This window comes from Enterobacter cloacae complex sp. AR_0002, from assembly GCF_001922365.1.
GTDB lineage: Bacteria > Pseudomonadota > Gammaproteobacteria > Enterobacterales > Enterobacteriaceae > Enterobacter > Enterobacter hormaechei_C.
This window is the reverse complement of record NZ_CP018814.1, coordinates 3,146,551-3,170,113: the sequence shown is the minus strand read 5'-3', so window position 1 is coordinate 3,170,113 and position 23,563 is coordinate 3,146,551. Positions and strand designations below refer to the sequence as shown.

The 23,563-nt window shown below is 51.2% G+C and carries 24 protein-coding genes; 15 read left to right on the top strand and 9 right to left on the bottom strand.

The genetic code is table 11. The features are described 5' to 3' along the window. Position 1 precedes the first annotated feature (1 nt). From merA to AM329_RS15625, 3 genes are all read right to left on the bottom strand, one after another. Positions 2–1,711, bottom strand: coding sequence for a mercury(II) reductase (merA, locus tag AM329_RS15635; protein ID WP_011405608.1), 1,710 nt, complete (start codon positions 1,709–1,711; stop codon positions 2–4). Positions 1,712–1,898: 187 nt separating this feature from the next. Then, complete coding sequence (merP, locus tag AM329_RS15630; RefSeq protein WP_011405607.1) at positions 1,899–2,174, bottom strand: mercury resistance system periplasmic binding protein MerP; 276 nt, start codon at positions 2,172–2,174, stop codon at positions 1,899–1,901. Between the two features lie 13 nt (positions 2,175–2,187). Continuing rightward, positions 2,188–2,538: a mercuric transport protein MerT gene (locus AM329_RS15625; protein ID WP_001294663.1), complete on the bottom strand. Its 351-nt coding sequence runs from the start codon at positions 2,536–2,538 to the stop codon at positions 2,188–2,190. A gap of 71 nt (positions 2,539–2,609) precedes the next feature. Here AM329_RS15625 and merR point away from each other — a divergent pair, with 71 nt between their 5' ends. The 15 genes from merR (at position 2,610) to AM329_RS15535 (ending at position 18,040) form a co-directional block, all read left to right on the top strand. Beyond that, positions 2,610–3,044, top strand: coding sequence for an Hg(II)-responsive transcriptional regulator (gene merR / locus AM329_RS15620; protein ID WP_032608321.1), 435 nt, complete (start codon positions 2,610–2,612; stop codon positions 3,042–3,044). A gap of 78 nt (positions 3,045–3,122) precedes the next feature. Then, entirely contained in the window at positions 3,123–4,127 is a 1,005-nt protein-coding gene (locus AM329_RS15615; RefSeq protein ID WP_000427623.1) for an IS110-like element IS4321 family transposase, read from the top strand. A gap of 727 nt (positions 4,128–4,854) precedes the next feature. Further along, a complete protein-coding gene (locus tag AM329_RS25905) occupies positions 4,855–5,223 on the top strand; it encodes a hypothetical protein (protein ID WP_154598151.1) in 369 nt (122 codons plus the stop codon). Beyond that, positions 5,216–5,578, top strand: a complete 363-nt coding sequence (locus tag AM329_RS15595) for a hypothetical protein (protein WP_032608323.1) — start codon at positions 5,216–5,218, stop codon at positions 5,576–5,578. Before AM329_RS25905 ends, AM329_RS15595 begins: the two co-directional genes overlap by 8 nt. 107 nt (positions 5,579–5,685) lie before the next feature. After that, complete coding sequence (locus tag AM329_RS15590) at positions 5,686–6,051, top strand: hypothetical protein (protein WP_032608325.1); 366 nt, start codon at positions 5,686–5,688, stop codon at positions 6,049–6,051. A gap of 86 nt (positions 6,052–6,137) precedes the next feature. Then, positions 6,138–6,785, top strand: a complete 648-nt coding sequence (locus tag AM329_RS15585) for a hypothetical protein (RefSeq protein WP_032608326.1) — start codon at positions 6,138–6,140, stop codon at positions 6,783–6,785. A 75-nt stretch (positions 6,786–6,860) separates the two neighbouring features. Then, complete coding sequence (locus tag AM329_RS15580) at positions 6,861–7,463, top strand: DUF3085 domain-containing protein (protein WP_032608327.1); 603 nt, start codon at positions 6,861–6,863, stop codon at positions 7,461–7,463. Between the two features lie 67 nt (positions 7,464–7,530). Further along, positions 7,531–7,878: a hypothetical protein gene (locus AM329_RS15575; protein ID WP_029591441.1), complete on the top strand. Its 348-nt coding sequence runs from the start codon at positions 7,531–7,533 to the stop codon at positions 7,876–7,878. A gap of 81 nt (positions 7,879–7,959) precedes the next feature. Continuing rightward, positions 7,960–8,946 (top strand): ArdC family protein, encoded by a 987-nt coding sequence (locus AM329_RS15570; RefSeq protein ID WP_032608328.1) that lies wholly within the window; start codon positions 7,960–7,962, stop codon positions 8,944–8,946. Positions 8,947–9,051: 105 nt separating this feature from the next. Then, on the top strand, positions 9,052–9,984 hold the full coding sequence (locus AM329_RS15565) for a DUF1281 domain-containing protein (protein WP_032608331.1): 933 nt from the start codon (positions 9,052–9,054) through the stop codon (positions 9,982–9,984). Between the two features lie 108 nt (positions 9,985–10,092). Continuing rightward, positions 10,093–10,776, top strand: a complete 684-nt coding sequence (locus AM329_RS15560) for an N-6 DNA methylase (protein ID WP_032608332.1) — start codon at positions 10,093–10,095, stop codon at positions 10,774–10,776. 557 nt (positions 10,777–11,333) lie between these two features. Further along, positions 11,334–12,442, top strand: a protein-coding gene (locus tag AM329_RS15550; protein WP_369798650.1) for an IS3 family transposase whose coding sequence is annotated in 2 segments (ribosomal slippage) — positions 11,334–11,595 and positions 11,595–12,442 — 1,110 coding nt in all. Because the reading frame shifts where the segments join, the coding sequence is not laid out codon by codon here. 222 nt (positions 12,443–12,664) lie between these two features. After that, the gene (locus AM329_RS15545) at positions 12,665–14,443 is read left to right on the top strand and encodes a DUF262 domain-containing protein (protein ID WP_032608334.1); all 1,779 of its coding nucleotides are present in this window, start codon (positions 12,665–12,667) and stop codon (positions 14,441–14,443) included. Between the two features lie 402 nt (positions 14,444–14,845). Then, positions 14,846–16,354 carry a UvrD-helicase domain-containing protein gene (locus AM329_RS15540; RefSeq protein WP_032608335.1) on the top strand — a complete coding sequence of 503 codons (1,509 nt, stop codon included), beginning with the start codon at positions 14,846–14,848 and terminating at the stop codon, positions 16,352–16,354. A 66-nt stretch (positions 16,355–16,420) separates the two neighbouring features. Next, positions 16,421–18,040 carry a conjugal transfer nickase/helicase domain-containing protein gene (locus tag AM329_RS15535; protein ID WP_032608336.1) on the top strand — a complete coding sequence of 540 codons (1,620 nt, stop codon included), beginning with the start codon at positions 16,421–16,423 and terminating at the stop codon, positions 18,038–18,040. Positions 18,041–18,534: 494 nt separating this feature from the next. On the opposite strand, the gene pcoE is transcribed toward AM329_RS15535, so the two are convergent. The 6 genes from pcoE to pcoB all read right to left on the bottom strand — a co-directional run bounded on the left by pcoE (position 18,535) and on the right by pcoB (position 23,563). Then, positions 18,535–18,969: a copper resistance system metallochaperone PcoE gene (gene pcoE, locus AM329_RS15525; RefSeq protein WP_000723069.1), complete on the bottom strand. Its 435-nt coding sequence runs from the start codon at positions 18,967–18,969 to the stop codon at positions 18,535–18,537. 217 nt (positions 18,970–19,186) lie between these two features. After that, on the bottom strand, positions 19,187–20,587 hold the full coding sequence (pcoS, locus tag AM329_RS15520) for a copper resistance membrane spanning protein PcoS (RefSeq protein ID WP_001211180.1): 1,401 nt from the start codon (positions 20,585–20,587) through the stop codon (positions 19,187–19,189). Further along, complete coding sequence (gene pcoR / locus AM329_RS15515) at positions 20,584–21,264, bottom strand: copper response regulator transcription factor PcoR (protein WP_001188930.1); 681 nt, start codon at positions 21,262–21,264, stop codon at positions 20,584–20,586. Before pcoR ends, pcoS begins: the two co-directional genes overlap by 4 nt. Before the next feature lie 54 nt (positions 21,265–21,318). Beyond that, the gene (gene pcoD / locus AM329_RS15510) at positions 21,319–22,197 is read right to left on the bottom strand and encodes a copper resistance inner membrane protein PcoD (RefSeq protein ID WP_229692861.1); all 879 of its coding nucleotides are present in this window, start codon (positions 22,195–22,197) and stop codon (positions 21,319–21,321) included. Positions 22,198–22,252: 55 nt separating this feature from the next. Beyond that, positions 22,253–22,633 (bottom strand): copper resistance system metallochaperone PcoC, encoded by a 381-nt coding sequence (gene pcoC, locus AM329_RS15505; RefSeq protein ID WP_000025662.1) that lies wholly within the window; start codon positions 22,631–22,633, stop codon positions 22,253–22,255. A gap of 39 nt (positions 22,634–22,672) precedes the next feature. Continuing rightward, entirely contained in the window at positions 22,673–23,563 is an 891-nt protein-coding gene (gene pcoB, locus AM329_RS15500; protein WP_001378118.1) for a copper resistance outer membrane transporter PcoB, read from the bottom strand.

Sequence of the window (23,563 nt, the reverse complement as noted above, 5' to 3'; positions counted from 1 at the left end):
TTTAGCCGGCACAGCACGATAGCTGTGTCACATCCTTCGAAAAAGTCTGTGCCACCAGTTTGAGACCTTCAACCATGGTGAGGTAAGGGAAAAGCTGGTTAGCCAGATCCTGGACGGTCATGCGGGCCCGGATGGCAATCGCGGCAGTCTGGATGATTTCGCCTGCTTCCGGTGTCACAGCCTGGACTCCGAGAATGCGTCCGGACCCTGCCTCAGCAACAAGCTTGATAAAGCCGCGGGTATCGAAGTTGGCGAGTGCACGCGGCACATTGTCGAGCGTGAGCGTACGGCTTTCGGTTTGCAGACCAATGCGCTGGGCCTCTGCTTCACTGTAGCCTACCGTGGCAACTTGCGGATCGGTGAACACGACTGCCGGCATGGCGTCGAGATCGAGCTTTACGTCGCCGCCGGTCATATTAATGCCAGCCCGGGTACCAGCCGCGGCTGCAACGTAGACGTACTGAGGCTGGTCAGTGCAGTCGCCAGCTGCGTAAATGTTCGAAGCACTCGTGCGCATGCCTTGATCGATCAGGATGCGATGTTGCGAGTCAAACGTCACACCTGCGCGCTCGAGATTCAGGCTTGCGGTATTTGGCGTGCGGCCGGTGGCAACAAGCAATTGATCCACCTTTAACTCGCCCTGCGCGGTCGTCAGGATGAATTGGCGGTCGCAATAGGTCACGGCACTCGCCTGCGTCTGTGTCAGCACCGTGATGCCTTCCGCACGGAAAGCTGCAGTCACGGCCTCGCCAATGGCAGGGTCGTCACTGGCAAACAAGGTGCGCCGGGCCAGGACCGTCACCTCGCTGCCCAAGCGCGCAAACGCTTGTGCCAGTTCCAGTGCTACGACCGAGGCGCCAATTACTGCCAGCCGTTTAGGAATGGCTTCGCTAACCAGGGCTTCGGTGGACGTCCAATATGGCGTTCCTGCAAGACCAGGCAACGGCGGGATGGCAGCGCTTGCACCAGTGGCAATGAGACAGCGATCGAAGGCCACTTCGCGAGTGTCACCTTCTGCCGCTTCCACGATAAGCGTTTGGCCATCCTTGAATCGGGCGCTGCCTCGCACCAGATTGATCGACGGATTGCTTTCGAGGATGCTTTCATATTTAGCATGACGCAGCTCGTCCACACGGGCCTGCTGTTGCGCCAGCAGACGGTCACGCAGGACAACTGGGGGCGTTGCCGACAGTCCCACGTCAAAAGGACTTTCGCGTCGCAGATGAGCGATATGCGCTGCCCGAATCATGATCTTAGAAGGGACGCAGCCCACGTTGACGCAGGTGCCGCCGATAGTTCCCCGCTCGATCAGGGTGACACGGGCACCGTTTTCAGCTGCCTTCAGCGCTGCTGCCACAGCGGCGCCGCCAGTACCGATGATCGCCACATGCAGCTGACCTGCCGGTTTCTCCACCGCGCGCTCGCCGCTCAGCCACTGGGCGGCTTTGCCAAGGAGTCCTGGCTGTTCAACACTGCGCTCTTTGCTTTCAAATTCGTCTGTAGGCGTAGCACCGTAACCAAGGGCGCCCACTGCTGCTACGAGCGCGGACACGTCAAGCCTATTGCCTGTGACTTGCGCCTTGTTCGATGGATAATCGACAGCCGCTCGCGTTACGCCGGGGACCGCCAGCAGCGCGTCCTCAACGTGCCTTGTACAACTTGGGCAAGTCATTCCCGCCACGCTCAAACCAACTTCGTTTAACTCTTGCATTCCGCTCTCTCTTTTATCCGTTGTGCCCAAGCCAACTAGTACGACGCCTCGGTCACTGAATCGGTTGTGCGCTTCAGGGAACAGGCTCCGTGGGTCGTTTACAGGCTGCTCACGCGATGACGACCGGCAGAATCGCCTGAGCGGCATCTCTGCCGTGGTTCTAGCGATGCTGCCGTTATTTGTTGCCTTACTTCTTCAGCTCAGATGGGTAGCCTACATCCGTCGTCGCCTTGCTAAGCGCCTGGACGTTGGTCTTCGCATCGTCAAACGTTACGACGGCAAGCTTGGTTGAGAAGTCGACCTCGGTCTTGCTAACACCGTCGACCTTGCTCAAGGCCTTTTTAATGGTGATAGGACAAGTCGCGCAGGTCATGCCAGGAACGGCCAAGGTGACCGTCTGCGTGGCGGCCCACACCGGGGCAACAGCGGCGGCGAGGGCAAGGGAGGCAAACAGTTTCTTCATGATGAACTCCTGGTTAATAGAAAAATGGAACGACATAGGGAAATCCAAGCGCGACCAGGACCAGCACGGCCACGATCCAGAAAATCAGCTTGTAGGTGGCGCGCACCTGCGGAATCGCGCAGACCTCACCTGGCTTGCATGCCTGCACGGGCCGGTAAATCCGCTTCCAGGCGAAGAACAGCGCCACTAGCGCCGCGCCGATGAACAACGGTCGATAGGGTTCCAGCACCGTCAGGTTGCCGATCCAAGCACCGGAGAAGCCCAGGGCGACCAGTACTAGCGGCCCCAGGCAGCAGGTCGATGCAAGAATGGCGGCCAGCCCGCCGGCGAAGAGCGCACCGCGCCCGTTTTGTGGTTCAGACATACGTTGGCCCTTTTGAATTTGGATTGGATAGCGTAACCTTACTTCCGTACTCATGTACGGAGTCAAGCGATATGGAAAATAATTTGGAAAACCTGACCATTGGCGTTTTCGCCAGGACGGCCGGGGTCAACGTGGAGACAATCCGCTTCTATCAGCGCAAGGGCCTGTTGCCGGAACCGGACAAGCCTTACGGCAGCATCCGCCGCTATGGGGAGGCGGACGTGGTTCGGGTGAAATTCGTGAAATCGGCACAGCGGCTGGGGTTCAGTCTGGACGAGATTGCCGAGCTGTTGCGGCTCGACGATGGCACCCACTGCGAGGAGGCCAGCAGCCTGGCCGAACACAAGCTCAAGGACGTGCGCGAGAAGATGGCCGACTTGGCGCGCATGGAAACCGTGCTGTCTGAACTCGTGTGCGCCTGCCATGCACGAAAGGGGAATGTTTCCTGCCCGTTGATCGCGTCACTACAGGGCGAAGCAGGCCTGGCAAGGTCAGCTATGCCTTAGCGTGCTTTATTTAATGAGATGGTCACTCCCTCCTTCCCGGTACTATGCTGAGGACAGGCTTTCATTCGGAGAACTATCATGGAAAACATTGCGCTCATTGGTATCGATCTGGGTAAAAACTCTTTCCATATTCATTGCCAGGATCGTCGCGGGAAGGCTGTTTACCGTAAAAAATTTACCCGGCCAAAGTTGATCGAATTTTTGGCGACATGCCCCGCTACAACCATCGCAATGGAAGCCTGTGGCGGTTCTCACTTTATGGCACGCAAGTTGGAAGAGTTGGGGCATTCCCCAAAGCTGATATCACCACAATTTGTCCGCCCGTTCGTTAAAAGCAATAAAAACGACTTTGTCGACGCCGAAGCTATTTGTGAAGCTGCATCGCGTCCGTCTATGCGTTTTGTGCAGCCCAGAACGGAATCTCAGCAGGCAATGCGGGCTCTGCATCGTGTCCGTGAATCCCTGGTTCAGGATAAGGTAAAAACAACCAATCAAATGCATGCTTTTCTGCTGGAATTTGGCATTAGCGTTCCCCGAGGAGCTGCCGTTATTAGCCGACTGAGTACCATTCTTGAGGATAATAGTTTGCCTCTTTACCTCAGCCAGTTATTGCTGAAATTACAACAGCATTATCACTATCTTGTTGAGCAGATTAAAGATTTGGAATCCCAGTTGAAACGAAAGTTGGACGAAGATGAGGTTGGACAGCGCTTGCTGAGCATTCCCTGCGTCGGAACACTGACAGCGAGTACTATTTCAACTGAGATTGGCGACGGGAAGCAGTACGCCAGCAGCCGTGACTTTGCGGCGGCAACAGGGCTTGTACCTCGGCAGTACAGCACGGGAGGTAGGACGACATTGCTGGGAATTAGTAAGCGAGGTAATAAAAAGATCCGAACTTTGTTGGTTCAATGTGCCAGGGTATTCATACAAAAACTGGAACACCAGTCTGGCAAATTGGCCGATTGGGTCAGGGATTTACTGTGCCGGAAAAGCAACTTTGTCGTCACTTGTGCTCTGGCAAACAAGCTGGCCAGAATAGCCTGGGCCCTAACGGCACGACAGCAAACTTATGTAGCATAACGGCAGAAATACACCGGTTTAAAGAATTACTGATCTGGTTTTGCGAATACTGATATTGATGATACTAACGGCCCACCGGCCTGTTGAGGAACCTGTAAAACGGAAAGGCTCATTGAAGCCGTATATTTTCTGGAGGTTCATCAGGCGCGGAACTCATCAAGGCGCGGGAATAAAATCCCATTCAGACGCCGGATAGATTCAAGCAAGCCAACTTGTCGTCAAAATCGGTGTTGCAAAAACGGGAGTGACCATAGATTCCGTTTTCTGAGGCGACTCCAACGTCAGAAAAGACCGTGCGGTCGACTTTTGATATTTCGTGCTGTCGCCTTCTGAAAGTGACAATATGAATGGTAACTTATTTATATTCTATCAATAAATTGGGTGGTATTTAATAGGTATACCCATTTGATACCACAGTTGACATAAGCTCCATTTGCTCTGAAAATGAACAGGCTTATACGTTGCTTTTGCAACCACCAATGGTTCAGTAGCCTGTGAGAATCGCCTTCGGGTGGCTACAAAAAAGCTCCTGCAACCTGAAAGGGAGCAAACTTTGGTAAATCTGCACACCTTTGAGAGCAGATATCGTCAATGTAAGCGCACTATGACGCGACGATAAAGGTTCCTTCTGTACTAACCAGACAGTCAGAATGTTGTCTTCACTGACTCCCCGACGGGAAACACTTCCCGGTCGGGCAAGTGTTTCCTTTTTTTATGGAGAAACACAATGTCTGTCATCTCTTCTGCGATTTTCCCTGAACATCTCCTTACTCAGCTTCAGCAGTCTGCTGACGCAGCTGTCCGGAAATTGAAATCTTTCATTTACCTGCATCGCAACAGCAGCTGGTATGTCAACGGCTCGGGCAATTATGCCGTCCGTGCGCATATCTCTTCTGTCAAAGACCAGGGCGTTAACGTCTTTCTTACCGTTCGTACAGGTTGCCACCGCGCCGAGTATGTTTTTCACCGCCTGCCGGTTTCCTTTCCTGAGGGAATAACAGGTCGTCGAAACGCATACCGCCATGCTTGCCGTCAGGCACAGCATCTGGCACACCTGCGCTACCGTTTTCTTTCCGGAGGGCATTCTCATGACTGAAGCACTGCACGATGTCACTTTCCGTATTCTGTCGATGTCTGAGACGCGACGGGATGTATGTCCTGCTCAGTATGGCCCCGTAAGTGGCGTTTTCATCCGGGGCGAAATCCTCAGAGATAACGTCTCCTGTGGCGAACAGGTTTTTGTTGCACCGCTCGGTGATTGTGATCCGGCTGACCCCGAACTCTGTGTATGGTGTCAGTATTATGGATACTCTCCCCGGGTTAAGGCCGGCGACATACTGGATGGCGTGGCCGTTTCTGGCATAAATTTCGCTGATCCACTGTCGTTAGCTGTGCTGCAACGCCTCCGATTTAATCCTGAATATGTGACTGATCAGCAGTCTGATTCATAAACACTGAACTGAACGGCTGATAATTTCAGTCAGCAAATGTTGTGGACCCTGACGGGGATATCTCTCCGTCGGAGGGAGTATCCCGTTATTTACCTGAGGATATACCCATGTACGCAGACGTTTATACGCTTAAAACACCACTGGACACACTCAGCTGGCTTTGCCTGCTTGAGAGTGAACTCCTGAGCATCAGGGCATTCCAGCGTCTCGATCTTCATACAGACCGGGATGAACCGAATGAACTGACGTATCTGGAAGATGCCATTATTAACGCCGGCACAGCTTATGGCTGGTTTGTCTGTTTTCTCAGGGACGGTGATATTCCGCCGCTGCCTGCCACTGCCAGACAACTTCTCTGCACACTGGACAGTCTCGGTAAAGAAATTAACCGGCCTTTCTGGGAGCAGGCTGTGACCCGCGGGCAGGATGAGGCTTGTGGTGACAAAGCTATCGCGGTCCTCGAAATGATGTAATCAGACAGACAGAACACACCCTGACGGGGATTTACTCCCGTCCGGGGGATAAATCCCCCTTTTTTTTCTTCGCGGAGGATTTATCAATGAAAGACCTGTCTTCTTCCCCGGCTTCCATGTCGGTTGTCTATACCATTGAGCACGTCAGCACGGTTCCGTTGCGACACTGGCATGCTTTCGTTCTGGCCGTAACAGAAACCTTCTGGCAACTGCCGGTGCGTCTGCGTCCGGGAAATATGTATCTGCCGTCGCTTAACCGCGCGGCTGACCTGTTTCCGGTTGCTGATGTCATGGCGTTCTGTGGCGATTCAGGCGGCTGTTTCTGGCCGGTCAACATGACCATTGAGCGGGAGCGCAGCCACAATACGCTGAGTATCCAGGAGCTGGATTTTCAGCATCAGCCCTGCGATTTCTTTGCGCGTGTTGTGATGGTCCTGCTGCATAACCTGTGTCCGGACAGCTTCCGGATACATTCTTCAGACGAGGGTCGCAGCTGGGCGTTACCGTTACGCTGGATTGAACAACACCTCGGCCTGCCTGAGCAACCGACGCTGACCGTGCCTCAGCCGGTACTGAAAACACCGGTAGGCGAGGGCGCGTTTGATTCCCTGCTGCTGCAACTGCTCTCAGGTGGTGAGCGGGTGCTGAGCAATGAGGACTGGAATGCCTTCGTGCTGGCGGAATTCCATCTGTACGAACTGAAGCGGGTCGCGGAAAAATCTGACTCGTTTTAAACAGTAATGACTTTAACCCCGTCGGGAGAGATGACTCCGGACGGAGCGGCTCTCCCGGTTTTACAGGAGAGCCCTATGCTTTTTTTCGACAATAAAGACCTGACGAACGTCCTGCTGACCGTCCGCATGCAGGGAGGCCAGCTTCATCTGGCAAAGGATGAAGGTGTTTATCTTATGCCGGCCACCGGTGCCTGGCAGGGCAACGATCCGGTGCCGCGTATTGCGTATGCCGCAGGGTGCCACCCTCAGAAAAATGAGGACTGGTACGACACGGCGCGCCTGCTTGCCGGCGGCGATGATTTCATTGAATCACTGTCGATAAGCGACGCGGTAGCCACCTCTGTACTGTCTTGCAGGAAGGACCTGAGGATCCTGATTACCGACACACAGATACAGGTGCTCACCGCAGCGACTGACCGGGTGAAAGTGGCGCAGTATCGCCAGAAGGCCGATCAGCTTCTGGCGAGCGCGGTCTGTCACTTCAGTGCCTGTGTCGGGCCTGATGAACTCTGCCGCTGGCGTGAAAACGCCGTGCGTCTGCTGACCCAGGCGGCCTTCATCAGCAGTAAGCGGGCGAAGGCTGAAGATCATCAAACCTTTCTGAACGCCTGTGGCAGGCTGCAGGCCAGATTATCGCAGGTGACCCCGCAGGGGGCGCTGCGAATAACCGGACGTTAATTCACCCCGGCAGGGACTTTTCCTGCCGGAAAGGTTCCTGCCTCTTTCTGAACCGAAGGAGGCCCGTATGGGACTGGATATTTTTCTCTACAGCCAGCACAGGCAGATCGTCGCAGTGCCGGCACCGTATCATCCGGTGTGTGAACTGAGCCGCGATTTTTCACTGATTACCTGGGTGGATAAGCACGTCGGTGAGGTGGAAAACGCGACCTGTCTGGAACTGTCACGCGAGCATATTCAGCAACTGAAAGAGAGGCTGGACTGTGCGATTGCGACATTTACAGAGGGGAATGAGGATAATCCGCTTCTTCAGCGCCGGCTGCAGTACGTTTTCACCCTGCGTGACAGGCTGGAAAGCCTGCTCAGTGATTTTGACTTTGAACATGAATACCTGTGGTTTTATGCCGCATGGTAACTGACTTCTGAATTTCCCGTCGACGGGCGTATCTCTGCGCCCGCCGGCGCAGGGGTATGCCTCTGATTAAAGGTATATCTCATGAAAAAAACGACTTCACGCAAGGCGGCCCGCCGCCCGGCAAAACAGACTGACCTTTATCGTCAGATCACTGACCGCATTGTTGTCGCGCTGGAAAACGGCGTCGCGCCCTGGCGTAAGCCGTGGCGCGCGGCTGCCGGCAGCGGTCTGGCCGGTCTGCCCCTGAATGCCACAACCGGACGTCACTATAGCGGCGTGAATGTCCTGCTTCTCTGGATGTCAGCGGAAGAGCAGGGTTTTCGCAATAACCGCTGGATGACTTACCGGCAGGCGCAGCAGGCTGGCGGGCAGGTGCGTAAGGGTGAGAAAGCCACCCTGGCGGTGGTTTATAAGGACTGGACGAAGCAGGCGGAGGATCGCGAAGGCAACCGCCTTTATGACAGTGACGGTAAACCGCTGATGGAAACCGTGCCGATGCTCAAACCCCTGCAGCTGTTCAACGCTGAGCAGTGTGAGGGGTTGCCGGCAGAGGTTGCGGCTTCACCTGAGCAACCACCGACGGTGGATGAGGACGGCATACTCTGTCCGGACGTGATGAACAGGGTGATCCGGATGTTTAACGCCACAGGGGTTAAACACCGGATGCTGCCTCAGAACCGGGCTTATTACCGCCCGCTGACGGATGAAATTGTGATGCCGGTGGCTGAGCAGTTTTTTACGGAGGCGGACTGCTGGTCCACGCTGTTGCATGAGCTGGTACACAGTACCGGTCATGCGAAGCGACTTAACCGGGAGGGGATAACCTCCTCATCCCGGCAGTTCGGGGACCCGGTGTATGCCTTTGAGGAGCTCATCGCCGAAATGGGCAGCGCGTTTTTGTGTGCTCAGCTCGGCGTGTCCGGTGAGGTTCAGCACGACAGCTATGTGGACCACTGGCTGAAGGTGCTGAAATCTGACAAAAAGGCCCTGTTCCGCGCCTGCCGGCATGCCCGGGAAGCGTCGGAATATCTGCTGGCACTGCCTGAAAGTCAGGCTGTGGCGGCGTAATTAACTTATCCGGTGGCGGTTATTCCGTAACTGTCACCGTCCCGTGAGGACACCGCTCCTCACGGGGCTGTGTCCTCTTTTTTTTATGAAAGAGGAGTATTCACTATGTCCGAATGGTGTCATAACCGCCTGGAAATCACCGGTAAATCCGTCTGCATCGATGTCATGCTGCAGTGGATAAACGGCACTGACGTACCGCGTCACCGCCACGCCGTGCAGCAGAGCATACAGTTGTTTCTGGCCGGCGCGGCGGGGATACTCAAGCCGGTGCGCACAACGTCGTATCCGCCCTGTCAGGGTCTGGTTCGTGCAGGCACAGGGCTTTCCACTGCGGCCAATCAGGCGTTTGAAAGCTGGCTGGCGCTCCTGCTTAAGGATGCCGTCCTCGATACGGAAACTATCAGGGCCATTGACCGGCTGTATCACCAGTCAGGTCTGGGCGCGCTGAAATGGGAAAACATACCTGTCTCAGCCCGTGACGTTATGGCGGAGCTGATTGCCAGACAGTATACCGACTGGTTTGGTCTGGTCAGTACCGGCGATGAGTCTGATGCCGCAACTGCCTGGGAGCGGCTCAGCCAGTATCCTGAACGCTCCCAGCCCTGCGATATGCTGGCCGTCATACCTACGCGGCTGGCAGCAGAGCTGAACGGTTCCGGGGGGCTGATGTCAGGCGTGTCGACCACAACCAGCCTCTACTGCCGGCAGTACGGCATGGAGTGGCCGGCCGGGCACAATGTCAACTGGCAGCGCCATACGCCAAACAGTCTTACGCTGCAGATGGATACGCCCTGGTTCCCGCCGTCAGGTGAGGTTGTCGGGGAAATTTCTGCGGTGTTTGACTGCGAGGTGCGTCACAGCTACAGCGAGCCCGTGAGCGGGCTCAGCGGTTACGACTGCTATGACGGCGGCGAACATGTCGACGGACACAAAGGTGCGGCCGGCGCGTCTCAGCCCGGTCAGGTGCTTTATCTCGTCAGCGATGAGCCAGCGTTACCTGCTCAGGAAGCAGTATCTTATCGTGAGGTCCGGGGGTAAAAGCCTGTACCTCCGTTAACCCAGCCACGGCAATGCCGTGGCTTTCTACCCTCAGGGGACACGTCCCCTGGTCAGGGTGCGTGTTCCCTTTTTTTATGGAGAAGACGCATGGCTGGCATGATTAACCACGAAAAAGCCTTTGTTAAGTTGTTCAGTCAGACGGCCCGGTATCATCACCGGTTTAAAGTGTTCGAAGACTTCATCAGCTGCAGCGTCATCGCGCTGGAAAACCGGCTTTGCTTCAGTGAAGCCCGGGAGCAGAAGTATTTGCGTATAGTCGGTGGATACGAAAAGGAGGACGTCACGCGCATGGCGCAGCTGCTGGCCCACGTTGTTAACGGGCTGGGTGAAGCACCCGGGGACTTCCTGGGCCGCGTCTTCATGCAGCTGGAGCTGGGTGACAAGTACCGGGGGCAGTTTTTCACGCCCTGGGATGTGGCCAGAATGATGGCGGCCATGCAGCTGGGCGACACTGAAACGCTGTTCCGGGATAGACCCTTTATCACGCTGAGTGAACCTGCCTGTGGTGCTGGTTGCATGGTGCTGGCGTTTGCCGATGTTCTGCGAAAAGCGGGCTGGCCACCACACCGTTATCTGTGGGTTTCAGCAACAGATATCGATCCGCTTGCGGCCGGTATGGCTTACATGCAGTTATCCCTGAGTGGGATCGCCGGAGAAGTAGTGGTAGGCAATACTCTGGCGAATGAACGACGCCGGATACTCTATACCCCCGGGCATTATCTCGGTGGCTGGCCTGTCCGTCTGGGTTCACGGCACTTTCAGGCTGCATAATTTGCACATTACGCTCCCGAAGGGGAGCTTTTTTTGTGAAGCAGGAAAGCTGTTTCTTTTTCGAAGCAAGTGCGGAGCTTTTTATTTGTCTGAAATGGCTTTTTGAGCAAGCTGCACAGAGTTTCGAAGTCCTCGCTGAATGAACTCCTCCGTTAGAGATATTGATATCGATGAGGGGTAGTACAGATAAAAGGTAAACAATATGTAGTTGAGAATTGAGCCCCTCAGTCATATCCCAGCCTTATAATAAACTGTGACTGTATCGTGCCGCATCTTCTCACAGCAAACCTCACCCAGGCGCAGGTTTGCTCTGTGCCAACAGCGGACGCGATAGCTCCTTAGACCTGGCGATAATTATGGTTTTGGAACGTCAAAATTAATCGCGTATTGAGGAAATTCATAGACTCTTTTTCGAAGTATTTTCCCATATTTTATATATGGCGATAGTTAGTTTGTATGGCATAAATGCACAAGCAATGACCCTGACCCGAAATCCTGCTCCATTCAGAAACAGAATTCCGGCATGATAATGACTCCCCTGAACGGAGGTGGTGCCGATGAAAAAGTCACGATTCACCGAAGAGCAGATTGTCTTTGCCCTGAAGCAGGCCGAGCTGGGGACGTCCGTGCCGGATGTCTGCCGCAAACTCGGTATCTCCGATGCCACGTTTTACACCAGGCGCAAGAAATACGGCGGAATTTCCCCGTCTGAACTCAAACATATGCGCCAGTTGGAAGAGGAAAACCTGCGTCTGAAGAAGCTGGTTGCCGATCTGAGCCTCGACAAGGCCATGCTGCAGGACGTGCTGGCAAAAAAGAGTTGACGCTGGCACGCCTGCGCGAGTGGGTCAGGGATTTGCAGGTCCGCTACGGTGCCAGTGAGAGACAGGTCTGTTTTGCGCTGCGGGTCAGCCGTAGCTCGTTTCGCTATCGTTCTGTGGCCACCGACGACAGCGCACTGCGGCTGCGCATCCGCGAGATCACCGAAACCCGGGTGCATTACGGTTACCGCCGGGTACACGTGATGCTCAGGCGGGAAGGCTGGCGCGATAACCACAAAAGGATTTACCGGCTTTACAGCGAACAGGGGCTGTCGCTGCGCCTCAAACGGCCACGCCGCAATAAATCTGCACAGCGCCGCCAGCCGCAGCCTCAGGGCCTGTATCCGAATCACGTCTGGGGCATGGATTTTGTCTCTGATGCGCTGTTTGACGGGCGACGACTGCGCCTGCTGACGGTTATCGACCTGTATACTCGCGAATGCCTGGGGATCTGCGTGGGGCAGAATCTGCGCTCAGCAGAAGTGGCAGAAATGCTGAACAGCATAGCGCTCAGACGTCCTTTACCTCAGTTGCTGAAAACCGATAATGGTTCTGAATTTGCAGGGAAAATGCTGGACAGGTGGGTATATGAACGAGGGATCAGGATCGACTTCTCACGCCCAGGAACACCAACGGATAATGCGACGGTGGAGTCCTTCAACGGCAGGCTCCGGCAGGAGTGTCTGAACGAGAGCTGGTTCATGTCTCTGGAGGATGCACGGTGCAAAATCGAGGCCTGGCGCATACACTATAACCAGAGACGTCCCCATTCTGCGCTGGGCTGGATGACGCCGTCAGAATTTGCTGAGAAGTCTGCCGGTTGCCAGGATATACAACCAACATGAAGCCGGATATTCCTGATTATGAATGGATCATATTCGGGGTCAGGGTCAGCAAACAGATCTTACCAACTGACGGTTGTATCGAATACTGGGGGCAGGTCAACCTGAAAAGGTGCTCTAATGCACACATTACTTCATCAACGTTTTACTAGATGAAATTTTTAATAAAGTTAGTGTATTATCAGGCTTGTTTTTTCAAACCCGCAAAGCCGCTAAGGATCTGAAATGGCTAATGAAAATCTAGATATTGATTCAAAAACAGCTGAAGAGCTTTACGAATGGTTTTTAGACCAAAAATTAATAGTTAACCGTAGGTATCAAAGAAAATTAGTATGGTCTATTGAAGAAAAAAATGCTTTAATTTCTTCGATGATACAGCAATACCCTATTCCATTATTGCTATTCGTTTCTATTGATGCTAAACGTGAAATTCTTGATGGAATGCAACGCCTTGAAGCACTTATGAGTTTTATTGAGCAGCGATTTTCATTGAATGGCTCCTTTTTTAATTTAGATGCAATAGCTCTCACAAAGCAGCTTAAAGATAGCGGGAAGCTAATACAAAATGAACCAATGTTATCTCGTGAGGAATCAGCACTGATTGCAAGATATAGATTTGCCATTTCAGAATATTCATCCACAGAGGATAATATCGATGAGGTTTTTCGAAGGATTAACTCTAATGGCAAGATTCTTTCGAAGCAAGAACTACGCAGTGCGGGCTGTGTAAGTAACTTTTCAGAAATTGTAAGAAAGATTTCTACTTTAATACGAGGTGACACGACGCATTCTGACGTTATGGGTTTAAACAAAATACATAGCATCTCAATAAGTAATGAAGGTTTAAGCTATGGCATAAATATAGACAATCACTTTTATATACGAAATCACATTTTAACAAGAAGAAGTATTCGAGACTCGGATGACGAAGAACTGGTAGCTAATATTTTAGGTTATATATTTCTTGAAGACAAACCGACTTCCGGCTCAACCTCTTTAGATACTTTTTATGGAGCAGGAACCTCTAGCCATGCTATCGGGCAGCGTGCGCATTTAGAAAGTTTCATTCAAACTAAAGGTGCTGAAAAAATCATTGACAGTTATCTAATTGTTTATGAAACCATACAAAAATTATATGATGATCATTTGATCAACTTCAGAAGTCATATCTTAGGCAATGATTCTACATCTCAGGAATGTCCTAGATATTATCAAGCTGTCTTTTTAGCTATGTATAGTCTGTTGATTGAAAAAAACATGCAGTTAGCTGATCCAGAAGGGTTTTTCTCCCAGCTAGGAGAAAGTGTAAGTAAGACGATGGTGCAGACTGAAGGAGGCCGATGGGCAGCAAGTGCTCGCGAGAAGTGCGTTGAGGATTTGAAGGCACTTATAATTAGATATTTCACCCCTTCTCAAAAACACTATGAGAATCATGCTTGGCAAACTTTAATAAGAACCATTTTAAACAACTCTAAAACTGAACAGCCATCTTATGATTTTAAACAAGGTCTATTTAATCTTTCGGGAGAAAACAAGGTTGATGAAAACAGCCTAATTAATATTGTCCAAACTTGCGTTGCAATAAACAACATTGGCAGATCATCAAGGGGCTATATATTAGTTGGCATTTCCGAAACACAAGCCACTTCGGACAGATTAGTAAGGTTATTTAACATCAAGCCACAAGAGTTTAATGGCTTTTTTATAAATGGATTGGATCATGAGGCAAAGATTAACTCAAAAGATATTGATAATTATTTCTTATTTATAAAACAAAAAATTCAATCTTATAACTTCACCAATGCTTTAAAACAACAAATATTAAAAGACATTGAGCTTTGCTCTTATAACGGCTTGCATGTTTTGAAAATTGAAATCAAGAGTGTTGGACAAGTCTGTCATTTTGAAAATAAATTTTACATAAGACAAGGATCTTCAACTGAGTGTTTAGAAGAAGGCGATGAAATAACTGCCTTAAATGCTTCTTATTATTCAATTAGTTAATAATAGGCGGCTTGCCGCCTATTTATTCTTTTTAAGCTGCTCAATATTCTACCAATTAATTAGCTCTTGCGATTAGTACTGTAAGCATCCCGGTAAACCGGGCCATTCACTTTTAGAGATCTTCCGGCATACTGACTATGTTTTTGAGCAAGATTGCCGGTGAGGTTGTGACCGATAACACTCTATCATATTGACGATGCCGAATACTTTACATCCCCGGCACCACCTCGGCAGCAGGCCTGTTGGTCTGGATCCGCAGTACTTTCAGGCTACATAATTTCCACCATATGCTACCGAACTTGAGCGTTTTTTATTTCTGAAGCAGGGTATCTGGTTTTTTATCGCAGTTAACGCTTCCCGCTGCCAGTCTGGCTTCTTCATACGCAGCTGTCGGAGAACGCCATGACCTGGAAAAACACAGCCGAGCAAAACGCCATCATCGAGTGGAAGGGCACTCATCTAGTGGTAAACGCATTTGCCGGCACAGGAAAAACCACCACGTTAGTCAGCTACGCTGAATCCAACCCGGAAAGCAAAATGCTTTACCTCGCCTATAACCGCGCGGTGCGGGATGAAGCTGAGCGCAAGTTCCCCTATAACGTAGAGTGTAAAACGTCCCATCAGCTGGCGTGGGTCCGCTTCGGTAAACATTTCAGTGACCGGCTGACAGGCAGTCTGCGCATTACGGATGTGGCCCGCAAACTCAACACCCGCCACTGGCCGCTGGCAAGGCTGGCGCTCAGCGGGCTGAACATGTTCCTCTGCAGCGCCGACCCCGAGCCTGGACTGGTACATCTGCCGGCAGAGGATGATCGCCACGGTCTTGATGCAGGTAAGATTCTGGGGGCGATTCAGGTTCTCTGGTATGAAATGAGCCGGACCGATTCTACCTTCCCCGTTACGCACGATACGTACCTCAAACTGTTCCAGCTTTCTCAGCCTGACCTGTCTAAACGCTGGGACACCATCCTGTTTGATGAGGCGCAGGATGCCAACCCGGTGACCAGTGCGTTTGTGCTGAATCAGCCCTGCCGGGTCATTCTGGTCGGCGACCGTTACCAGCAGATTTACCGGTTTCGCGGGGCAGATAATGCACTCAGCGCCCCTCAGCTGGCGCAGGCGGACCGGTTATGGCTGACGGCGAGTTTTCGTTTCGGCCCTGAGGTCGCGCGTATGGCCAATATCCTGCTGGAGCGTGCCGGAGAAGAAAAGCGGGTGACGGGGAACGGGGGGCAGGACGCCGTCGTCAGCAACATCCCGGATGAGGCTGAACACGTAGCTGTACTGAGCCGGACGGTGTCCGGCGTGATCGGCAGCGCCTTGACGGCAAGCCTCATGGAGAAAAAAGTCTTCTGGGTCGGAGGGATTGAAGGCTATAAAACGGAGGAGCTGGAAGACCTGTACTGGTTCTCCGCCGATATGCCTGAAAAGATGCAGTCCCCGCGCCTGAGCCGGGACTACCGGGATTTTGACGAGTACTGCTCGATAGCCAAAGCCACGCAGGACGTGGAGATGAACCAGGCTATTCGCCTGCTCGATGACTTTTTCCCGCTCCCTCAAAAGCTGGCCATTATGCGCCGTCAGGTAGTCACTCATGAAAAAGAGGCTCAGGTCACGGTTTCAACCGCACACCGCAGCAAGGGGCTCGAATGGCCGGTGGTAATGCTGAGTGAGGATTTTACTGACATTACCGACCCGCTTCTTTCGCAGGATGAGCGGCAGGATGAGACTAACCTGCTGTACGTGGCTGTCACCCGGGCCAGAAGAACGCTTGTGCTTAACGAACTGATGCGCTGGCTGAGCGATGAAGGCGGGAAAAACCGCGAGACGACGCACGAAACCGTACCGTCCGGAAATGGAGAGAGCGCCGACAGGCACGAAGAAACGGGAAAAACTTCTGAGAGTGAGTAACTGGTTTTTTATGGTGAAGCGCGGGGAGTGTCACAACACTGGGCAGCCCTATACCAGGAGAAAATCATGCGCGACAGAATCAGGACCCTGAGGTTTCTGTTTTCAAAAGGTGAACCGGAACCAGTACATCATGTATCCGTTGTCACACCTGCCGGCTACCACACTCCGCGTACGGTCGATACGCTGTGCCGTAGTCCGTTAAGAAAAACCTGCCTGCAACAAATATGGGAAAACAGCTCACTTCCGGCGGATGTTTATCACCGGTTTTATATAACGCCACTGCATAGCTTACTGGCCAGGGTACAGAATGTGCCGGCAACACAGCAGGGAAGGTGGTCGCAGTCAGACGGCTTCGGGGACCTTACGCTGCAGTTCACAACCTGTGCGGTCAGACTGGCCAAAGGATACATGTTTCCACCCGGAGCTGCGCCAGAAGAGCAGGCAGAGCAAAACGTGATGTGGAATGCGGTCATTTTCTGGTCTGCACTGTTCTGGCATTTGCCGCTCCTGGCGTCTCTGGAGGGTGAGCTGCTTGACGGTAAAAGCTGGCTTCCGGGAATAACCGTTCCGGACTCATCTTATCGATTTCGCTTCCGGGAAGCTGACAACTCTTCAGCTTTTGCAGCGCTGGCAGCCGGACAACTTATGCCAGCGGAAGCGACAGGCTGGCTGGCAGAAAATCCCGAAGCTCTGGGCAATCTTGCCGGTTCCCTATGGAATCAGCATCCGGCGATGCCACTTATCAGAAGCTTAATGAAGCAGGCTGCCGAAAAGGTGGAATCGCCTTCGCTGGAGGTATCCGGGGCAAATGAGAAAGTTAACACCCTCATAGAGCCGGCTCTTTCAGTTCCGCAAACGCCGTCTGATCAAGAGATTGAATTAGAACCGTCAGTAGAAACAACACTGAAAACTACATCGCCAGAAGCTGCAGATTTGCAGGGAATTCAACTCGCATCTTCTATTGCACCGGTGCCGATGGCTGATGGCAGCAATCTCGTCAGCAATGAAAAGGCAGGCGAGAGGAGGGAATGTGATCCAAACGAAACAGAGAAGGCTGATACAGAGATGCTGCTAAGCATTTTCAGTGCCATTGAAGAGCCTGATATGACCGGGACTGAAGCATGTGATGAAGAGTCTTCAATCAGTACGAGAACAGAAAATGAGGCAGAATTTTCCCCCCTTAATGAACTACTTCCAGATGCTGATAAGCCTGAGATAAATCAGACAGTAGCAGAAGACTCTTTCCCTGAACACGCTGTAGAGGATAACATCCCTTTACACAGCATTAACATTGACGCACAAAAAACAGTGATAAAAAAACAGACTGGCACTGAATTTCTCAGGTGGCTTTCTGAAGGACTTAAGAGCAAGCGAATTGATATTAATCAGCCTGATTCGAGGGCGCATGCAGTTGCAGGGTTCATCTTTCTCAGGGTTCCGGACATATTTTATCTTTACATCAGAGAAAGCGGAGCAGAGCTAAGCAGGGATACCATACAAATGGAATTTGAGAAGCTGCATATTCACAAGGTGCGCCGGGGAGAGCGTTTTATTAAAGCGAAACTGTACCACTCTCCTGGCAAAGAAGGCACGTTTAAACCTGTAAGTGGATATCTTGTCAAGACTACACACCTTTTCAGAGGAGCGTCTTCCCCTGAAGACAGCGGGCTTCTGTCTTTCCTGTGAAGGAGGGGCAGTCCATGAGGGCCCTTAAGGGCAGCTTGATTTAGAAAAAGGAAATGCTGTATGTCTGACAAAAACCATTATACGACATGGGAAGAATTGCTTGAGGAGTACTTCTTCGCCCGAAACCTGCGCGCTGCAACAGAATGGAGCTACGCAAAGGTTGTAAAGGGGTGTGTAGAGACATTAAAGTTGTATCCTTTAACCTGAAAAAGACTTTAAAGTTGTAAAGTTTTAAAAAAACACATACAAAACATGATGCTAAGTGTGTATCACACGCTGTTCCAACATTATACCTTGATGTTCTTGCAGGAACTGCAATTTACAGGAGGAAAAAGGTGTTTTTGTAGTTATCTGGCGTTACGTGACAGTGTTGGTCAGATACTTCCACCTCTTCAGAGTTAAAGTTTGATATATGGGAAAAAAAACGCTCCCGGACGGGAGCGTAAGCCAGTGACTTCGGCGTCAAATGAGGGTCTAACAAGTGGAGCTGCGGGTTAATTCTGGGTGATCTGACTGCGATGCTTATCAGCCTGCTGCTGGTGAACAACGGAAGACTGACCATTATTCGCCTTCTCATGTACAGCTGCGGCCTTCTCATGCTCGCTCATTTCAGAAAATGACTTTGCTGTTTCGTTGGTAGCTCCGGGTTTAGCTTTCATCATTTTTTTATGCATTTCAGCCATGTCCTGGTGGGCAGCAGAATTGCTGTTTTGCATCATGTCATGGGACATTGCGGCCTGATCGTGACTGCTCATATCCATCATTGTCATGCTGTCTCCCTGAATTGCACTTTTTTCAGCAGATGACTGCATCTGGTGGGCAGGTGCCTGTGCATTATTTACCTGGTCATGCATGTTCATTGTCTCTGCAGCCATGGCAGATGAAGCGGCAGCCATAATGGCAACAAATGATACGAGAATCTTTTTCATGGTTGGGTCTCCGGTGTTTACATACCCAAACAATCAATGGCTTATAACAGAGAAAGCAGTTGATCTCAGGGCGGGTTAATCATCACTCCAGGAACCAGGTGATTGTGTTATCACGCTGCTCCTGATTTATGAATAATTATAAAAAACCGCCTCTGTTTATCGCGTGACTGAATGATGACAATTTTGTCACCTTCCAGGTTTCTCCTGAACAACGGGATTAATCCATTAACAGGCGCACTTTGAACACAATTTCACGCCCCTGCTGTTCTGCTGACAGCTCGCCGCCGTGAGCATGAATGATCGACCTTGTAATTGATAATCCCAGCCCCGCGCCTTCCGTGTTGTAGAACCTTGATGAGTCTGCGCGATAGAACCGGTCAAACAAACGTTCCAGATTAGCGGGAACCTGGCCGGACATCGTATTCGTAATCATCACGTTCACACAGTCACTGTCACGCTCAAGGTGTATCGCTGTACAGGTGTTATCGGGAGAATACTTGATTGCATTGGAAAGCAGGTTACTGAAAGCACGTCGGAGCATATCGCTGTCTCCGGCAACAACGCCCTCTCCTTCAACCGTGATTGTCTTTCCTGTTTCGTCTGCCAGGGGCTCGAACAACTCACGTAATTCATTCAGTTCGGCTGCCAGATCCACATCATGTTTATCCAGCCGCAGCAGACCATGCTCTGAACGTGCCAGAAAAAGCATGTCACTGGTCATTCGTGACAACCTTTTCAGTTCTTCCAGGTTAGCGAATAAAATTTCGCGGTAATGCGAAACATCCCTTTCCTTAGCCAGTGCAAACTGCGTCTGCATCATCAGATTACTGACTGGTGTGCGCAGCTCATGCGCGATGTCAGACGAGAAATCTGACAGTTTCCGGAATGCCCCCTCCAGGCGATCAAACATATTATTGAACTCCTGCATGGTCTCAGAGATTTCCGGCGGAGCCAGATCGGGATTTAGACGCTGATCCAGGCTGTGTACGGTCATGGAGGAAGCCAGACTGGTCATTTCCCGTAGCGGTTTCAGACCAATACGTGTGGTCAGCCAGCCCAGAAAAACAGAAATAAAGACCAGACCGATATTGAACCAGAACAGCCAGGTACTGAGTTTGTCCATAAACAGGGTGTGATACCCAGTATCCGTGGCAACCGTAATGATGACATGTTTGCTTTTACCCTGTTCCGGCGTCACGGCAACCCGCCGCGAGATACTGCGGTACACGGTGTTATTTTCTTCCGTCTGGATCATATAGTCGAGAATATCACCCGACTTATTAAGCAGGACCGCTGGAACAACAGAATTTTTGGCATAGAGTTCAACAATTTTTTCATTTTCCATGTTTTTTATAGAAATGAATAAGCCATTGTGCCCCACCATCGCATCGTTTATTTTTTCTGATAATGACTTAATATCCGTTTTGTTCCTGAACGTCTCTGTTTTAAGAAACTCTTCGGTGAGCTGAAGTTTACCTGTCAGAAAATCGCGGTCCTGATTATCGAAATAGCCATTAAGGGTGCTAATCAGGATAAAACTTGATAACCACCATACCGTAAGCATCACCGCAGAAAAAATCAGGCTCAGGCGTGTGGTCAGGGAAATTTTGAACCTCACTCTTCTCTGATCTCCAGGACATATCCGGCACCGCGAACGGTATGGATCAGTTTTGGCTCAAAGTCATCATCAATTTTACTTCTCAGACGTCTCACGGCGACATCAATCACATTCGTATCACTGTCAAAATTCATGTTCCAGACCAGGGACGAGATAAGACTCCTGGGTAACACTTCTCCGGTGCGTTGCAGCAGCAACTCAAGCAGAACGTATTCTTTACCGGTGAGATGGATCTTCTTCCCCGAACGGATCACGGTCCGGCGCACCATATCAACGGTCATATCGGCGATGGTGCAGACTGTTGCGGCCTGCGAGCGTGCCCGGCGCAGTAGGGTTCTTACACGTGCAACCAGCTCCGTAAAATCAAAGGGCTTAATCAGGTAGTCATCTGCGCCAAGCTCCAGTCCTTTCACTTTGTCCCGCACGTTGTCCTTTGCGGTTAAAAACAGGACCGGTTCTTCGTGCCCGGACTCCCTCAGTGCGCTGATGATTTGCCACCCGTCGAGGAAAGGCAGCATCACGTCCAGTATTATCAAATCATACTGTCCCTTCGACGCGGCCCCGAGACCATCGCGGCCATTATTAAAGAGATCGGCCTGATAGCCTTCCTCAACCAGTCCCTGCTGCAGGTAACGACCTGTTTTTTGTTCGTCTTCAACGATTAAAATACGCTGCATGGTCAACTCGCTGATATGAAAGTAAAAATCTCACGCATGAGCTTTGGCTGTCCCCTAGCTGACCTGAGACGGAGCAAGCATTCCGAGCCACGCTACGGCGCCCAGAATGATAATCGCAACAACGAATTCTGTCAGGATGCTGTTTCGCATCAGGGCAACGCTGCGATCATAATTCCCTTCCCTGACCATAACTTCAAGCCGGGGACCCAGGTGAAACCGGTTTGCTGCAGCCAGAAGAAGCATCAGAACAAACAGAGCCGTCTTGGCAAGCAATATCCTCCCCCAGGAACTGTTGAATAAGGGAGTTAAGTTACCCTCAGCAATATACAGATAGTTGACCAGCGCACTCAGGATCAGGGCTACAACAATCACCGTTCCTGCCGTGGCAAATTTTGCCAGGGAGTCAGATATCACAATGACGCTCTGTGCATTATGCTCGTTTCTGCGCATCAGCAGGATAGCAAATGCAACCAGAGCACCTGTCCAGGCACCTGCAGCGCCGAGATGGGTCAGATCGCTCAGTAAATGGAGATAGTAATGCAGACCGTCATGCATAACGGCGTGTCCTCCCCAGGCAAGTGTAGCCAGCGCCACGCCCCCACTCATCGTCATCAGCAGGCAGGACAATACTCTCTTATTAGTGTAAAGGAACAAAGCACCGAGTGTGGTAAACAGGGCACAGAGCCTGACAATCCAGCTAATACCCACATCAGTTTCTTCTATCACCATCTCGATAACATGGATGGATAATTCTCTGAGGTCAGTTACTCCACTCATGGCATTAGATACCAGGAGCATATTAATGCCAGTAAGAATGATGCCTGTAACAACAGCAAAAGTTATAAACGACCTGAAATTAGTCAGGTTATAGGTTTCATGTCTGACACCGCTTATTCCATATATCTGAAAAAATGGCAATCCAAATATTACCATCAAATCCAGATAAAGAAGAAAACGAATAACAATCATAATCAGGTCGTTCATAATATTACTTCACTGTAAAGGTGTAATTACCGGTAATAGGGTGCGTATCTGAAGAAACCGCGCGCCAGTCAACACGATAAGTGCCAGCGGGTAAAGGCTCTCGCGGAATAATGACCATCGATTTAGGGTCAGCGCCTGGCGCCACTTTTGCCGCGACCGGCATCGGAGAATGTGATGACATGCCTTTCATACCCGTCATCGTTAATTTTGCACCTGAGAATTTCACGGTCAGATTTTCCGAGAAATTAAGCTGAATCTTTTCCGGGGCCGCTACGGCTGAATCAGCCTGTGGCACAGAGCTTTTTAATTCCGGATGGGCCATAGCAGAGAAAGCAACGCCCATAACGAGGCCACCTGTAAGAATGGCTTTATTTAAAATCGACATTTTATTTACCTGTTTAGTTGAGTGTTTTATATCAGTGCGTTAAAACCAGATTCTGGCTCCCGCCAGGAATACTACCTGATGGTCTTTCTCACCTTCTCTTTTCGCCATATCGGATGTTTTCCCGTAAAGTTGATTCCAGGAAACGCCTATATAGGGTGCAAACTCACGGCGTATTTCATAGCGCAGCCGGAGCCCCAGCTCTGTGTCAGTCAGTCCCCTGCCGCGACCCCGCGATTCATCATCCTGACTGTAGAAATTCACCTCATAGGATGGCTGGAGTATGAGCCGGTTAGTCAGTAAAACGTCGTATTCTCCTCCCAGACGAAGGGCTGCTTTTCCGCCATTACTGACAAAACCCGTAATTTCAGACTCAAAATTATAGAGTGCCAGCCCCTGAAAACCGACAGCAGCCCAGGTCCGGGCAGAAGCAGGTCTGAAATCCTGCCTGACACCCGCAACCAAATCCCACCATGGGCCAACCGCATGTCCCCAGAGTAACTGCGCTTCAGCCGCCTCCGTTTCCCCATTGCTTCGTTCACCTTCACTCTTTAGCCAAATCCGATCTGTGTCGCCTCCAATCCAGCTGTTAACACTCCAGCTGAAATTGTTGGTGTTATCCGACCGTTGCCATTCCAGTTGATCCAGCAGAACCAGATAATTAATCGCACTGTCGTGAATCGCATGCCCCTGTAAATTGCCGAATGCAGCCTTCCGGTCGGCATCGGTAACAGGCGGAATTGGCGTTCTGCTCTCAGTTACAATGGGCTCCATTGACGTCATCTCAGTGAAATTCTCATCTGCTGGCATCTGCATGGCAGACATGTCGTGCCCGGCGTGGGGATCTGCAGAGACGGAGCCCGCCGCAATAGAAAGCTGTGAGGTAAACAAACCGGCGACCAGAACAGGTATGGCCTTCAAATTTCTCTTCAT